General features: G+C 73.9%; 13 protein-coding genes. 7 read left to right on the top strand and 6 right to left on the bottom strand.

Annotated elements, in window-relative coordinates; translation table 11 throughout:
• Positions 1–3: 3 nt before the first annotated feature.
• Complete coding sequence (mtrA, locus tag QRN49_RS13120) at positions 4–678, bottom strand: MtrAB system response regulator MtrA (RefSeq protein ID WP_017888813.1); 675 nt, start codon at positions 676–678, stop codon at positions 4–6.
• Positions 679–1007: 329 nt separating this feature from the next.
• Between mtrA and QRN49_RS13115 the strand changes: the two genes are divergently transcribed.
• The 5 genes from QRN49_RS13115 to QRN49_RS13095 are packed head-to-tail and all read left to right on the top strand — an operon-like array spanning position 1008 to position 6490.
• The gene (locus tag QRN49_RS13115; protein WP_284756352.1) at positions 1008–2237 is read left to right on the top strand and encodes a glycerophosphoryl diester phosphodiesterase membrane domain-containing protein; all 1230 of its coding nucleotides are present in this window, start codon (positions 1008–1010) and stop codon (positions 2235–2237) included.
• The gene (locus QRN49_RS13110) at positions 2192–2875 is read left to right on the top strand and encodes a DUF4129 domain-containing protein (RefSeq protein WP_284756350.1); all 684 of its coding nucleotides are present in this window, start codon (positions 2192–2194) and stop codon (positions 2873–2875) included. The genes QRN49_RS13115 and QRN49_RS13110 overlap by 46 nt, the downstream gene beginning before the upstream one ends.
• A complete protein-coding gene (locus QRN49_RS13105) occupies positions 2872–4125 on the top strand; it encodes a DUF4350 domain-containing protein (protein WP_284756348.1) in 1254 nt (417 codons plus the stop codon). Before QRN49_RS13110 ends, QRN49_RS13105 begins: the two co-directional genes overlap by 4 nt.
• A gap of 5 nt (positions 4126–4130) precedes the next feature.
• Positions 4131–5138, top strand: coding sequence for an AAA family ATPase (locus QRN49_RS13100; RefSeq protein WP_395821939.1), 1008 nt, complete (start codon positions 4131–4133; stop codon positions 5136–5138).
• Positions 5138–6490 carry a DUF58 domain-containing protein gene (locus tag QRN49_RS13095; RefSeq protein WP_284756346.1) on the top strand — a complete coding sequence of 451 codons (1353 nt, stop codon included), beginning with the start codon at positions 5138–5140 and terminating at the stop codon, positions 6488–6490. Before QRN49_RS13100 ends, QRN49_RS13095 begins: the two co-directional genes overlap by 1 nt.
• A gap of 13 nt (positions 6491–6503) precedes the next feature.
• Here the strand turns inward: QRN49_RS13095 and QRN49_RS13090 are convergent, their stop codons facing one another.
• On the bottom strand, positions 6504–7502 hold the full coding sequence (locus QRN49_RS13090; RefSeq protein WP_111031892.1) for a stage II sporulation protein M: 999 nt from the start codon (positions 7500–7502) through the stop codon (positions 6504–6506).
• A gap of 42 nt (positions 7503–7544) precedes the next feature.
• On the opposite strand from QRN49_RS13090, the gene QRN49_RS13085 reads away from it, so the two are divergent.
• Positions 7545–8414 carry an RDD family protein gene (locus QRN49_RS13085; protein ID WP_111039894.1) on the top strand — a complete coding sequence of 290 codons (870 nt, stop codon included), beginning with the start codon at positions 7545–7547 and terminating at the stop codon, positions 8412–8414.
• 118 nt (positions 8415–8532) lie between these two features.
• Here QRN49_RS13085 and ahcY read toward each other — a convergent pair whose 3' ends face one another.
• Together ahcY and QRN49_RS13075 are read right to left on the bottom strand one after the other, a co-directional pair.
• Positions 8533–10011, bottom strand: coding sequence for an adenosylhomocysteinase (gene ahcY / locus QRN49_RS13080; protein ID WP_111029518.1), 1479 nt, complete (start codon positions 10009–10011; stop codon positions 8533–8535).
• A 105-nt stretch (positions 10012–10116) separates the two neighbouring features.
• Entirely contained in the window at positions 10117–10332 is a 216-nt protein-coding gene (locus tag QRN49_RS13075; RefSeq protein WP_071405769.1) for a DUF3499 family protein, read from the bottom strand.
• Between the two features lie 59 nt (positions 10333–10391).
• On the opposite strand from QRN49_RS13075, the gene QRN49_RS13070 reads away from it, so the two are divergent.
• Positions 10392–10832: a metallopeptidase family protein gene (locus tag QRN49_RS13070; RefSeq protein ID WP_284756341.1), complete on the top strand. Its 441-nt coding sequence runs from the start codon at positions 10392–10394 to the stop codon at positions 10830–10832.
• A gap of 22 nt (positions 10833–10854) precedes the next feature.
• On the opposite strand, the gene QRN49_RS13065 is transcribed toward QRN49_RS13070, so the two are convergent.
• Together QRN49_RS13065 and QRN49_RS13060 are read right to left on the bottom strand one after the other, a co-directional pair.
• Positions 10855–12264, bottom strand: coding sequence for a DUF5719 family protein (locus QRN49_RS13065; RefSeq protein WP_111031894.1), 1410 nt, complete (start codon positions 12262–12264; stop codon positions 10855–10857).
• Positions 12261–15098, bottom strand: coding sequence for a glycosyltransferase (locus tag QRN49_RS13060; protein WP_284756339.1), 2838 nt, complete (start codon positions 15096–15098; stop codon positions 12261–12263). Before QRN49_RS13060 ends, QRN49_RS13065 begins: the two co-directional genes overlap by 4 nt.
• Between the last annotated feature and the right edge of the window lie 130 nt (positions 15099–15228).

The following is a 15228-nucleotide window of genomic DNA, read 5'->3' as shown; positions in this document are numbered from 1 at the left end:
TGCTCAGGCTCCTCCGGCGCGGTACCCGACGCCGCGGACCGTGGTGACGGTCTTCGGGTTGTCCGGGTCGTGCTCGATCTTCGCGCGGAGCCGCTGCACGTGCACGTTGACCAGGCGGGTGTCCGCCTTGTAGTGGTAACCCCAGACCTGCTCGAGCAGCATCTCGCGGGTGAACACCTGGTTCGGCTTCTCGGCGAGCGCCCGGAGCAGGTCGAACTCGAGCGGCGTGAGCGCGATCACGGTGTCACCGCGGCGCACCTCGTGCCCGGCGACGTCGACCGTGACGTCGCCGACGTGCAGGACGGTGGCGTCGGACGCGCTCGGCCGCAGGCGGGTCCGGATGCGCGCGACGAGCTCCTTCGGGTTGAAGGGCTTCACGACGTAGTCGTCGGCACCGTTCTCGAGCCCGAGGACCACGTCGGCGGTGTCGCTCTTCGCCGTGAGCATGATGATCGGCGTGCCGCTCTCGGCACGGATGCGCTTGCACACCTCGATGCCGTCGATGCCGGGCAGCATGACGTCGAGCAGGACGAGGTCCGGCTTGGTGGCGTGGAACGCGTCGACGGCGTCGTTGCCGTCGGCGCTGAACTCGGGTTCGTACCCCTCGGAGCGGAGCACGATGCCGATCATCTCGGAGAGGGCCTGGTCGTCGTCGACGACGAGGATGCGCGGTGTCATGTGATCTGGACTCCGTGTGGCGTGCGGGTGCCGTGGTCGGCACGTGTCCCCACACGATAGCCGAGGCCCCGCCGCGCCGGGTTTTCCGCCAGGATGGGGGTGGACCGTGCATCGCTGGCTCGGTCCGACACGACGAGGGGGCTGGAGTCATGTCCGATTGGCACACACCGGGCGGTGGGCAGCAGGGTGCGCCGACGCCGCCGGCGTCCGGATCGGCGCAGGGACCAGGACCCCAGCCTGGAGGCCCGCCCCGCTTCTCCGTGCCGCCGCAGCCCGCCCCGGGGCCGGGTCCGGGGCGACCGGCCGGTCCGTCCGGTGGCTCGCGTCCGGTGATCCCGCTGCGCCCGCTCGGTCTCGGGGACATCCTGGCCGGGGCGTTCACGGTCTTCCGCCGGAACGCCCGCGTGCTGCTGCTCTGGAGCGTGCTGCTGAGCGGTGTGCTCGGCCTGCTCTCGACGCTGGCCAGCACGTTCGGGCAGCAGGCGCTGCAGTCGCGGATGTTCTCGGCCCTCGACGGCGGCAGCGGTGCCGACTCGGTGGTCGCGGGCACGCTGACGCTCACGGCACTGCTCTCGGTCGTGCTGCCGTTCCTCGCCTACCTCGGTCGCGGGTTCCTGGTGGCGCCGGTCGCCGCGGACACCGGGCAGCGGGTACTCGGCCGTCGCGCCACGTTCCGGGGGCTGTGGGCGCTGCTCGCCGGCCGCCGGTGGTCCGTCGTCGCGTGGATGCTCGTGCAGATCGGGGCCGGCGTGGTCCTCGCGCTCCTGGCCGGACTCGTGTTCTTCGGGGTGTTCGCGGCCATGGGTGCCGCCGACTCCGGCACCGGGTGGTTCGTGCTGGCGCTCGTGCTGTTCGTGCTCGGCATCGGTGTCGTCGTCGTGTGGCTCGCCACGCGCTTCGTGCTCACCGTCCCGACCATCGCGCTCGAGGGCCGGCCGGTCTTCGCCGCAGCCGCACAGTCGTGGCGCCTGACCCGCGGGGCCTTCTGGCGGACCTTCGGCATCCTGCTGCTCGTCCAGCTCATGTTCGGGTTCGCGGCGTCCATCGCGTCGATCCCGCTCACCATCGGCGCCGTGCTCGTCGGGGGCACGTTCGACCCGCTCGGGCAGACGGGTGGCACGTCGGGAGCCGGCACCGGTGCCGTCATCGCCATCGTCGTCGGGAGCCTGCTCGCGATTGCGGTGCAGTGCATCACCGACGTGCTGAGCGCCTCGATCACCACGTTCCTCGCCATCGACCGGCGGATCCGCACCGAGGCGCTCGACCAGCGGATCGCGTCGCACCTGGACTCCGGGCAGCCGACCGACCCGTTCGCACCGTCCGAGCCCGTCGCACGCCCGCCGTGGCCGCCGCAGCAGCAGTGGGGTGGCCAGCAGTGGCAGGCGCAGCAGCAGCAGTGGCCTGGGCAGCAGCAGTGGCAGCCGGCCCAGCAGCAGCCGTGGCAGCCCGGCCAGCAGCAGCAGCAGTGGCAGCCCGGTCAGCAGCAGTGGCAGCCCGGTCAGCAGCAACAGCCGTGGCAGCAGGGTCCGGGCCAGGCGCCGCCGAACGGCTCCGCGTGACGGCGGTCGACCCGGACGAGGCGCGTCGCCTGCTCGAGCGCGAGCTCGAACGGTCCGCGTACGACGGTGCCCGGCCGACGTGGTGGGACCGTGTCTCGCGCTCCTTCCTCGACTGGCTCGGGTCGCTCCGCGCCGACGGCATCGACTCCCCCGCTGCGGCCCGCACCGCACTGGTGATCGCGATCGTCGTGCTCGTCGCGGTCGTCGTGCTCGTCGTCGTCGCCCGCGGACTCCCCCGCCGGCGCGCCCGGGCCGGCGACGGTGACACCGGCGGGGTGTTCGACGCCGACGACCTGCGCTCCGCCCGGGAACTCCTCGAAGCGGCCCAGGCCGCCGTCCGTCGCGCCGACTGGTCGGCAGCGGTGCTCGACGGGTTCCGCGCGATCGCCAGGGGGCTCGGCGAACGCGACCTGGTGCCCGACGTGCCCGGAGCCACCGCGCGGACGATCGCCACGCGGGGTGCCGTGCCGTTCCCCGCGTCGGCCGGGGCACTCGACGCGGCAGCGACCACCTTCGACGCGGTCCGGTACCTCGGTGCCGAGGCCGACGAAGCCGCGGCCCTGCGCGTGCTCGACACCGAGCGGACCGTCCGGCAGGCCCGGCCCGCCCGGGCCGAGGGACCGGTGGTGCCGGCATGACGACCGACACCGCCACACGGACGAGCGCCGGACCGACTCCTGCTCGGGCTCCGGCTCTTGCTCCGGCCGAGGGACGCCGGTTCCGCATCGGGTTCTGGGTCGCGATCGTCCTGGTCGGCGTCCTGCTCGCCGCGCTGACCGCCGTCGTGCAGGGCACCGACCCGGACGCACCGCGCGCACTCGACCCGACCTCGACGACGGCCAGTGGTTCGGCCGCGCTCGTCCGGGTGCTCGAGCAGCGGGGCACCGCGGTCGCCGTCACCGACACCGTCGACGGCGTCGGCGGGATCGACGGCGGCACGGTGTTCATCGACGACTCCGACGGGGCGCTCGACCCCGCCGTCGCGGAACGCATCGCCCGCACGGCCCGGCACGTCGTGGTCGTCGGGACGAGCGGCGCAGGCCTCGACGCGCTGCTCGGGTTCCCGGTCGACCCGCCCGCCCAGATCGACGGTGACGCCACCGTCTCGACGGCCTCGTGCGGGATCCCGGCGGCGGCCTCGGCTGCGCGGGTGACGACCGCCGGCTCCGGGTACACCGTGCAGGACGCGACCGCCGAGCGGTGTGCGCCGACCGGCGAGGGCGCCTCCCGGGTCTGGGGCCTCGTGCGCACCACGACCCCGGGCGGTGACGTCACCCTGCTCGGCACGACCTCGGCGTTCCGGAACGACACGATCGCCACCGCCGGGAACGCCGCGCTCGCCCTCGGGCTGCTCGGCGCCGACGAGCGACTCGTCTGGTACACCCCGGCCGTCGGCACCCCCGACGCCGCACCGACCCTCGGCGAGCTCGCACCGCCGTGGGTCCCGAGCGCCCTCGCACTGCTCGCCCTCGTCGCCGTCGCGGCCGGCGTCTGGCGCGGCCGACGGCTCGGCCCGCTCGTCGTCGAGCGGTTGCCCGTCGTCGTCCGTGCTGCGGAGACCACCGAGGGGCGCGCCCGGATGTACGCCCGCACCCGTGACCGCACCCACGCCCTCGACACCCTGCGCGTCGCCGCCGTCCGCCGCATCGGCCGGATGCTCGGTCTGCCCCGCTCGGCACACGTCGACGAGGTCGTCCGGACCGCGGCCCAGGCCACCGGCATCCCGCACACCCGTGTCGGTGCCGTGCTCGTCGGCGGGACCACCGTCGACGACCGTGCGCTCGTCGACGGCACCGCCGCGCTCGACGACCTCGAACGCGCTGTCCGCCGGGCGACCTCCGGTGACCGACCGACCTCCGACCCCGACCGACCAGGAGCACGACCGTGACCGACCTGCCCCCTGCCACCACCGAGCACACCGCACCGGAGCACGACCCCACGACCGCGGCCGGCTCCGACCTGCGCGACGCGTTCGGCCGGGTCCGCACCGAGGTCGCCAAGGCCGTCGTCGGCCAGGAGGGCGCGGTCTCCGGCATGATCGTCGGACTCCTCGCACAGGGGCACGTGCTGCTCGAGGGCGTCCCCGGTGTCGCGAAGACCCTGCTCGTCCGCAGCCTCGCCGCCGCGATGACGCTCGACACGAAGCGCATCCAGTTCACGCCGGATCTGATGCCCGGCGACGTCACCGGGTCGCTCGTCTACGACGCCTCGACCGGCACGTTCCCGTTCCGCGAGGGCCCCGTCTTCACGAACGTCCTGCTCGCCGACGAGGTCAACCGCACGCCGCCGAAGACCCAGTCGGCCCTGCTCGAGGCCATGGAGGAACGCCAGGTGAGCGTCGACGGCGACGCCCGGGCGCTTCCAGACCCCTTCTTCGTCGCCGCGACGATGAACCCGATCGAGTTCGAGGGCACGTACACGCTGCCCGAGGCGCAGCTCGACCGGTTCCTGATGAAGCTGACGCTCGACGTCCCGCCGCGCGACGTCGAGTGGCAGGTGCTCCGGCGCCACGCCGACGGGTTCGTCCCGCGCGACGTCCGGTCCGCCGGCATCACCCCGGTGGTCGGCGTCGACGAGGTCGTCCGTGCGCAGCGTGCCGTCCGCGGCGTCGGGGCCCGCGACGACGTGCTCGCGTACATCGTCGACCTCGCCCGGGCCACCCGGCAGGCACCGTCCGTCCGCGTCGGGGTGAGCCCCCGCGGAGCGACGGCACTGCTCGCGGCCGCCAAGGCCTGGGCCTGGCTCACCGGCTACGACGCGATCACCCCGGACCACGTGCAGGCCATGGCCCTGCCGGTCTGGCGGCACCGCCTGCGGGTCGCCGCCGACGCCGAGCTCGAGGGCGTCGGCGCCGACGGCGTGCTCCAGCAGGTGCTCGAGCAGGTGCGGGTGCCGATCTAGTGGCGGTCTCCGGCCGGTTCGTCGCGCTCCTCGCCGTCGCCCTCGTGCCCACCGTGCTGCTCGGCAGCGGGTGGGCCGGTCTGGCGTGGGTCGGGGTGGTGCTGCTCGCCGCGGCACTCGACGTCGTGCTCGCCGCCGACCTGCGACGAGTCCGCGTGGAGCGGCGGATGCCCCGGCTCGCTCGACGCGACAGCACCGCAGACGGCACCCTCGTGCTCGCCAACGACGGCTCCCGGACGGTCCGCGGTGTGGTCCGCGACATGTGGGAGCCGTCGGCCGGCCACCGTCCCCGTCGGATCCGGATGGTCGTCCCCGCCGGGGAGCGACGGACGGCCCGGATGCGCTTCACACCGTTCCGTCGTGGTCGACGCCGCACCACCGGGGTCGCCGTGCGGGCCTTCGGTCCCCTGGGCCTCGCCGCACGGCAGCGGGTCGTCGCGGCACCGGGCGAACTCGTCGTGACGCCGCCGTTCCGCTCCCGGCGGCACCTGCCGTCACGGTTGGCACGGCTCCGCGAGCTCGACGGCGAGACCACGCTGCAGCTCCGCGGGCACGGCACCGAGTTCGACTCGCTGCGCGACTACGTGCGCGGCGACGACGTGCGCTCCATCGACTGGCGCGCCACCGCGCGGCGGCAGGACCTCGTCGTCCGCACCTGGCGTCCGGAACGCGACCGGCGCGTCGTCGTCGTGGTCGACGCGGGCCGGGCGGGGGCCGGCCGCGTCGCCGACGAACCCCGGCTCGACACCTTCATCGAGTCGGCGCTGCTCCTCGGTGCCCTCGCGGCAGCCGCCGGTGACCGCGTCGACCTGGTGGTCCTGGACGACACCGCACACGACCGCGTGCACGGCGCCACCCGCACCGACGTCGTGCAGCGCTTCGGCGAGGCCCTCGCGATGGCCGAGCCCGGGCTCGCCGCGACCGACTGGGCATCCGTCCCCGCGCTCGTCGACTCGATCACGACCTCGCGCGCCATGGTCGTCCTCGCCTCGAGCCTCGACTCCGTCGGCGCCTCGGGCGACCTGCTCGCCGTGCTCCCCCGGCTGTCCCGACGGCACGCCGTCGTCGTGACGAGCATCGAGGACCCGGCCGTCCAGCGGATGGCGCGCGGCGGGGTGGACCCGACCACGGCGATCCGCACGGTGCGAGGCGGACGGGTTCCGGGCCTCCCGACCGGCGCGGAGCGCGACGTCTACCGACGCGCGGCCGCCGAACGCACCCTGCTCGACGCGGACGGTGCGGCCGACGTCGCACGGCGCTCCGGCGCCGAGGTCGTGCGCGGCGCACCAGCGGACGTCCCGCCGCTCGTCGCCGACGCCTACATCCGGGCGAAGGCCACCGGCCGGCTCTGAACCGGGACGGACGTCAGCCGGCCACCAGGGCGGTGGAGCCGCGCTCGAACTCCTCGAGGTCGCCGCGCTCCCCCGCTCGGTACGCGCGGCCGCCGAGCACCCACTGGTAGGCGAGCACCGCGACCAGGGCCACCGTGCCGATGCCGATCTTGATCGGCCACGGCCAGTCCTGCCGCGTCACCACGCCCTCGACGATGCCGGACAGCAGCAGGGTCAGGGTCAGGCCGATCGCGATGGTGATGAGTGCGCGGCCGTCCTCGGCGAGGGCCTGGGCACGCGTGCGTCCGGGCCCCGGTGCCACCCACGACCAGAAGATCATCAATCCCGCACCGCCCGCGAGGAACACCGAGTAGAGCTCGAGCTGCCCGTGCGGGGAGATGTAGAGGAAGAAGTCGGCCAGGCGCCCCTGGGAGTGCATGATCGCGGCGGAGACCCCGAGGCTGACGGCGTTCTGCATGATCGAGAACGGCACGAAGACCCCGGTGATGCCGAACGCCACCATCGTCGCGGCGATGTAGGCGTTGTTCGTCCAGACCTGCGCGGTGAAGGCCCCCAGGCCACGGTCGGAGTAGTAGTCGACGAAGTCCTGCGTGGCGTACCGGCGCAGGGCCTCGTCGCTGCCGAACGTCGCCGTCGCACCCGGGGTGGTCGTGATCCAGACGGCGACGATCGCCCCGATCGCCACCGTGGCGAGCGCGACCCAGATGGTGACCCAGCGGATCCGGTAGAGCGCCGCGGGCAGCTGCCGCGTGAAGAACAGGGCGACGGCGGTCAACGGGTCGACGGGGGTGCCGGTGAAGCGCAGGCGGGCGCGGAACAGCGTGAGCGAGAGCCGGTCGCCGGTCACGGTGCGCGGTGCGGCGCCGCGGATGCGGGCGAGGTCGGTCGCGGCCTCCTGGTAGCCGGCGACGAGCCGGTCGACGTCCGCGCCGGACCGGTGCCGGGCACGCGCCAGACGGTCGAGCTCCTGCCACCGGTCACGGTGCACCTCGGTGTAGGCATCCAGGTCCACGTGTTCCCCCTCAGGTCGCGCGATCTCCGACAGAATGATCCCATGCCGAAGCCCCGCACGCCGCGTGACCTCGCCGACGCCCGGTTCTCGCGCGACCTCGACGAGACCGCCGACGAGCTGGTGGTGGGCGAGGGCGTCGCGCTCGACGTCCAGCCCGCCGGACTCGTGCTGCGGCTCGCGGCCGCGCTGCTGGACGGCCTGTGCGTCCTCGTCCTGTTCGTGCTGGCGCTGTTCGGCGTCTGGCGGCTCTGGCCGAGGGGGCTCGAGCCGGCCTGGGGTGCTGCCCTCAACATCGTGCTGCTCGTCGTCGTGCTCGTGCTGGTGCCCGCGGCGGTCGAGACCGTGACGAAGGGGCGGAGCGTCGGACGGTTCGCCACCGGCACCCGCGTCGTCCGGCTCGACGGCGGCGCGATCGGCTTCCGGCACGCCTTCACGCGGTCGCTCGTCGGCCTGTTCGAGCTCTGGATGACGTTCGGCTCGGTCGCCCTGCTCGTCGCGCTGTTCGGCAGTCGGCCGCGGCGCCTCGGCGACCTGCTGGCGGGGACGATCGTGCAGCACGAGCGCCTGCCGAAGCAGCGGGACCCCGAGGTGCTGCTGCCCCCGGAGCTGACGGCCTGGGCCGGTGTCGCGGACGTCTCGGCGCTGCCGCAGCGGTTGGAGAACCGCCTCGGTGCGTTCTTCCGCGGGGCTGCGCTGATGCGCCCCGAACTGCGCGAGGCCGCGGCGCAGACCCTGGCGGCCGAGGTGTCCGCGTTCGCGCACCCGGTGCCGCCCGTCCCGCCGGAGGTCTTCCTGGCCGGGGTCGTCGTGCTGCGGCGTCGTCGGGACGTCCGGGCGCTGGGTGCCCGCGCCGAACTGCTGACCGCCGCGGGGGCGACCGCGGCGGCACCCCCGCCCGGCTTCCCGCGCTGACGCGCGGAGCCGCGCTGACTGCCCCCGCGCAACACCACGGAACGGACACAGCACCGCGGAGATCCACGGTGCTGTGTCCGGAACCAGGTTCCGCCGGCCCCAGGCCGCCCCGCCGCGCTCAGTAGCGGTAGTGGTCCGGCTTGAACGGGCCCTCGACGGGGACGCCGATGTACGCCGCCTGCTCCGGTCGCAGCGACGTCAGCTGCACCCCGAGGGCGTCGAGGTGCAGCCGCGCGACCTTCTCGTCCAGGTGCTTCGGCAGCACGTACACGCCGGTCGGGTACTCCTCGCGCCGGGTGTGCAGCTCGATCTGTGCGAGCACCTGGTTCGTGAACGAGTTGCTCATCACGAACGACGGGTGCCCGGTCGCGTTGCCGAGGTTCATGAGCCGTCCCTCGGACAGCACCAGGATCGACCGCCCGGTCGGCAGCCGCCACTCGTGCACCTGCGGCTTGATCTCGACCTTCGAGACGCCGGGCAGCGCCTCGAGCCCCGCCATGTCGATCTCGTTGTCGAAGTGCCCCACGTTCGCCACGATCGCCAGGTGCTTCAGCCCGAGCATCTCGTCGACACCGACCACGCCCAGGTTGCCGGTGCACGTGATGACCATGTCGACGGTGTCGACGACGTCCGCCAGGCGCGCGACCTGGTAGCCGTCCATCGCCGCCTGCAGCGCGCAGATCGGGTCGACCTCGCTGACGATGACACGGGCACCCTGCCCACGGAGCGCCTCGGCCGCACCCTTGCCGACGTCGCCGTAGCCGACGACGAAGGCGACCTTGCCGCCGATGAGCACGTCGGTGGCCCGGTTCAGGCCGTCGGGCAGCGAGTGCCGGATGCCGTACTTGTTGTCGAACTTCGACTTCGTCACCGAGTCGTTGACGTTGATCGCCGGGAACTTCAGCTCGCCGTTCCGGAACAGCTCGTACAGACGGTGGACGCCCGTGGTGGTCTCCTCGGTGACACCCTGGATGTCGGCCGCGATGCGGGTCCAGCGGTCCGACGACGTCTCGAGCGACCGCGCGACGGTGTCGAGCACGATCTTCCACTCGGTGCTCGCGTCCGGCTCGGCGACCGGAGCGGCACCGGCCGCCTCGGCGTCCGCGCCGGTGTGCACGAGCATCGTGGCGTCGCCGCCGTCGTCGAGGATCAGGTTCGGCCCGGTCCAGTCGGCACCCGCCGCGGCGGCCTCGTCGCTCCAGTCGAAGATGCGGCTGGTGCACCACCAGTACTCCTCGAGCGTCTCGCCCTTCCACGCGAACACCGGGACGCCGGCGGGGGCGTCCGGGGTGCCGGTGGGTCCGACGGCGACGGCGGCCGCGGCTTCGTCCTGGGTGGAGAAGATGTTGCAGCTGGCCCAGCGCACCTGCGCGCCGAGGGCGACGAGCGTCTCGATGAGCACCGCGGTCTGCACCGTCATGTGCAGGGACCCGGCGATGCGCGCGCCGGCGAGCGGCTGCGCCGCGGCGAACTCGTCACGCAGGGACATCAGGCCCGGCATCTCGTTCTCGGCGAGGCGGATCTGGTGCCGGCCGGCCTCGGCGAGGGACAGGTCGGCGACGCGGAACGCAGCAGCGGTGCGGGTTTCGGTGGGCATGCCCACCAGTCTTCCATGCCGGGAGGCGCGGATCACCAGCCGATCCCGGTCACGTTCCCCGGGCCTCCAGGTCGACCCCCGCACCCACGTCGCGGACGCGAGCCGTCAGTCGACGTCGCGCGGCAGCGGCTCGCGCCGCACCACCTGCCAGCCGCGCGGGACGCGCAGGGCGGCAGCGTGCCGGGCGCAGAGGTCGTAGCCGTGCGGCTCGACCCGGGTCGACAGCGGACCGACGACCACCATGGAGTCGCCGTAGTCGTACGTCAGGGTCGACGAAGCGCTGTTGGCACACGCCACCTTGCTGCAGATCCGCACGTCCATCTCGACAGGGAGCCTAGCGGAGCGTCCGGCGCGCACCCGTCCCCGCGTACGATGTGGGGATGCGTCGGAAGCCTCGCCTCGTCACCCCGGTCGACCGCGGTCGGGGGCGCTCCCGGCACGGCCGCGATGGGCGCTCGAGCGTCACCGGCCCCGAGCTCGCGCCGATCATCACCCGCGCCGAGGCGTTCGACCGGATCGTCGGCGACAGCGCGCACTACCTGCTCGGACTCTGGCCCGAGGAGCTCTCCGGCGTCGTGTTCCAGGTGGCGGACATGCCGAGCGACACGACCCTGCCGGACGAGATGCCGCGCTGGCGGATCGACCGCGACACCCGCCGCGTGACCGTCTTCCGGATCCCCGTCGAGCGGGTGAACCGGAGCCCCGAGAAGGACGACTCGGACCGCCGCATCATCATCGAGACCGCGGTGTTCCGCGCCGTCGGCGAGCTGATCGGCAAGGACCCCTGGGACCTGGCGCCGGACCGCTACCGGCACTGGTGAGCCGGGCGGCCCGCGCCGGGCGTCAGGGGTAGACGCGGACCGGGGTGGAGACGTCGGTCGCCGGACGCACCGGGAACCCGGCGATGCCGTCGGCCCCGCGGTAGGTCACGCCCGCGACGATGCCCTCCGTCCCGGTCAGCGTGAGCTGCTTCGCGGTCTGCACCGGGAGCGTCACGGTCGCACCGGACAGGATCTTCAGCGTGCGCCGCTCGTCGCCCGACCGCACCGTGACGGAGCGGTCCTGGCGGGTGGGGTTCACGAAGTTCAGCCGCACGCCCTCGCCCGGGGCGATGGCGGTGATCGTCCGGTCCCCCAGCGGCTCGGCCGAGGCGAACCACCCGAGGTCGGTGCCGCTGCTGGCACCGTCGGTCGGCGTCGTGGTGCGTGCACCGGTGACGACCGGCTCGGTCGAGGTGACGGTGAACGAGTACCGGCCGTCCGGGAAGTCGTCGAGCGGGACGTCGGTGACGACCCCGGGCTCGGCGGTGGCGTTGACGGTCGTGCCGCCGCCGTCGGCCGTGCTGATGCCGAGGGTGACGCGGGCCGACTTCGTGCCGGGGACGAACAGCCGGACGATCGGCGCCGCGTCGGCCGTGTCGTCGCCGCGCTGGGCGGCCTGCGCGTCGGCGAGGGCGACGGCGGGGATCACCTGCGAGCGGGACGGCGCGGCTCCACCGGAGACGATGTCGTAGCCGCCCGGGGTGAGGGTGCGGACGACGGACTCCTGCATGTGCGCGACGATCTGGCCGCCGGACGACGTGACGTGCACGACGGTCGAGGCGGCGTCGGACACGAAGCCCGACAGCGGGACGACCTTCTGCGTGTTCGGCGCGACGACGATGCCGGTGGTCCCGGGTGCGCTGACCGTCCCCGAGCCGTCGAAGATCGTCAGGTCGACGGTGGCGTTCACGTCGGTCGGGTTCGAGAGCGTGACGAGGCTCGTCCGACCGGTCTCCGTCGAGCCGCCGACGAGCCACGTGGACTGGGTCGGGTCGTCGCACGAGGCGGCGCCCGCCCCCACCAGGTCGCCGCTCGAGACACTCTGGAAGCTGCTGCCCGCGACCTGCGGGGTCGTCTCGCCAGCGGGGGCCGTCAGGAGCCGGGGGTCGCTGCCGCCGGTGGTCGAGGGGTCGAGCGAGGAGCGCTCGACCGTCGAACCGGTCGTCGCGGTCGCGACGGTCGCGGTGCCGACGGTGCTCGCCTGCGTCGCGTCGTTGCCGGCGTCGTCGGACAGGCGCAGCGCGCTGCCGGCGCAGACACGCTCGGCAGCCGCGGGGACCGGCGTGACGGTGCGCCCGGCCGGTCGACCCGGTTCGGACTCGGTGCCGATGGCGTGGGCCGCGGTGACGGCACCCGCGGCGACGACGACGGCGACGGCCGTGGCGGTGCCGCGGACGATCCAGCGCCGGACCGAGGAGGGGTTGGTGCTCATTCGTCGCGCTCCTCGTCGAAGGTGGTGGCGGGTTCCTCGGCCTCGATGACGTTCGAGGTGGCACGGCGGCGGCGCGGGGCCGTCGGGACCGCGAGGAGTGCCGCGGCGCCGAAGACCACGCCGAGCACGACGAGGTACAGCACGTGCGTGGCCTGGGTCGCCGCGGAGCCGGAGCGGGTGCGGTCGACCTCGCCCTCGTAGTGGAACAGCTGGCCGTTCGTGGTCTCGCCGATGCTCGTGAAGAGCGCGTTCTGACCGATCGCGCCGGCGGCCCGGTCGTGCACGGTCTGCGCCTCGGGGTCGTCACCGGCGTCGTCGATGAGCACGAAGCTCACGCCGAGCTCGCGGAGCGCCGGCCGGGGGTCGTACCCGCTGCGGCTCGACAGGTTGCCGGCGAGCGTCGTCAGCCGTGCGCCGGACTCGCTCAGCCGGAGTGCGGTCGCGTCGAGCGTCGACTGGTCGTCGAGGGTGGAACCCTGCCCGCGCTCGAGCGTGACGGCGAGCGAACCGTCGTCCTGCGGGACGACCACGAGCGTCCCGACGTCGGGGTTCGCCTGGGCCTCGGCGTTCACGTAGGCGCTGAGCACCCGGCCGGTGGTCGGCTCGATCGTGGCGGTGCCGAGGTAGAACGCCGCGAAGGCCGGAGCCACGGCCACGCCGGCGAGCACGGTCGCGACGAGCCCGGTGACCGGGGCGGCCTTCGGCAGCACGTCGATGCCGATGCAGGCTGCGACCACGAGGGCGAGCCAGTACACGGACAAGCCGCTGCCGGGCCAGACGATGGTGGTGGTCGACCCGACACCGGTGACCGTGACGTGGGTGGCGGCGAAGGCCGTGGCGAAGCCGAGGAGCGCGATGACGAGCGCCGAGCCCGCGACCGCCCAGCGGTGGCCGAGCATCGCCCCGATCGCGGCGGCGGCCACGGGGAGCGCGAGGACGGCCATCACGATCGGCAGGACCGTGGCGACCAGTGCGAGTCCGGACGTCGCGGGGAGCCAGCCGCTCCAGTCGGGCAGGGGCTGTCCGATGGCCAGCTGGAGTGCGGACGGCGCCCGGGTCGCGGACGGCGCACCCGGGTCGGCGAACACCGCGAGCAGGTTGCCGCGTGCGGCCTGCGCCAGGATCAGCGGCAGGAAGAGCACCGCGGTCGGCACCGGGATGAACAGACGACGGTGGGCCCGGCGCCAGCCGACCAGGAGCGCCACGAGCCAGCCGACCAGCAGGACCGGCAGCAGCGACGGCGCCGAGGCGGCGACGACGGCGAACAGGAGCGACGCTCCCGAGGCCCAGGCCCACGAGCGGTGTGCCTCGAGCACGGCGACGAACAGCCACGGCAGCACCAGGTGCGCGATCACGGCGCCGAGGTGACCGGTCGTCACGGCTCCGACGAGCGACGGGGCGATCGCGTAGAGCGACGCACCGATGACCGGCACCCAGGTGCGGGTCGTGACCTTGCGGACCGCGAACCAGGCGCCGAGTGCGGACAGCGGGAACGCGACGAGCATGACGAGCACGACCGCGGTGGACGGCGACCAGAACACGATCGAGCCGAGCACGGCGAGCACCGCGGCGAAGGGGTCGGACGGGCCGGTGAAGCCCGTGCCGAGCGAGTGGAAGCCGTACCCGACGTTCTGCCAGAGCTGTCCCGGCGTCGCGGAGAGCGGCAGGAGTCCCCCGCCGGTCAGGGCCGGCGACCCGAGCAGCGGGTAGAGCGTGACGACGCTGAGGACCGCGGCGGCCAGGACCACCCAGATGCCCCCGTCGCTGAGGAACGACGCCCGGGCGATCGGGGCGTCCTCCGCCCGGGCGAGTTCGACGTCGCGTGAGGTCGTGCGGTGCTCGTGCACCCGACGCCAGCTCACGCGGAGCGGTTCGACGGCAGCCCAGCCGAGCTTCTTCGTGCGGGCGAGGTTCTTGCGCGCACGTCCCGTGCCGCCGCCGAACGCGACGGCGAACGCGGCGGAGAGCTCGGGGACCACGGCGGCGGGGTGCTTCGCGACCAGGTGTCCGAGCGCGCGGCCGATCGCGAACGGCACGAGCGTGAGCCAGTGCAGCCAGACCAGCGCCGCGGGCGCGTACGTCATCCGGCGGTGCAGCTGCGCCTGCCGGTGCATTCGGACCCGTCGCGCCTCGGACACGCGCTTGCGGCCGAACTCCTCGATCGGCCCGGCGCTGGTGACCTTGGCCTCCGGCACGAGTGCGACGCGGTGTCCGGCGAGACGGACCCGCACCGAGAAGTCGAGGGCCGCGTCGACGTCCGGCAGCGCCGGGTCGAAGCCGCCGAGTTCGTTCCAGACCGAGCGGCGCACGAGCATGCCGCCCGCGGCGACACCGAGGACGTCGGTGTTGCGGTCGTGCTGGCCCTGGTCGAGCTCGTCCTGCACCAGCACGATCGACCGGCCGAAGCGGGTCATGCTCTCGCCGAAGGCGCGGATGAGCGAGGGGTCGTCGTCGGCGACGAGCTTGGGACCGGCGACGACGACCGACGGCGCGATCTCGACGGCGGACAGCAGGTCGGCGAGCGCGGTCGGTGCCGGCGCGTTGTCGTGGCCGAGGACCCACAGCCACTCGTCGACCGGCTCGTCGGTCGCCGCGGGGGGCGCGCTGCGCTCGCCCTGGCGGACGGCGTCACCGAACGCGGTACCGGCGGGAAGCCGGACGAGCTGCGCGGACCCGCCGAAGGACAGTTCGGCGGTCGATCCGTCGGTCGTGCCGACGTCGACGACCACCAGGTTCTCGGGGTGGCGGGTCTGGGCGGCGAGCGCGTCCAGGGTCCGGTCGAGGTGGGCCGCCCCGTTGGCGGCGACGAGGATCGCGGTGACTCTGGGCTGCATGACGGGCGTCACTCTACGGTCTGGAGGCGCGGTGTCGGCTGCGGACGGCGGCGCGCCGTGAACCTGTGGGCGCGCTCACTGCGCGGTGCGGGCCGGGCGCTCCACGCGCCTCCCGGACGGGGTGGGGCGG

This window comes from Curtobacterium sp. ME-Dv--P-122a (genome assembly GCF_030209645.1).
Taxonomy (GTDB): domain Bacteria; phylum Actinomycetota; class Actinomycetes; order Actinomycetales; family Microbacteriaceae; genus Curtobacterium; species Curtobacterium flaccumfaciens.
Note: the sequence above shows the minus strand (reverse complement) of the source record. Positions and strands in the feature narration are given on the sequence as shown.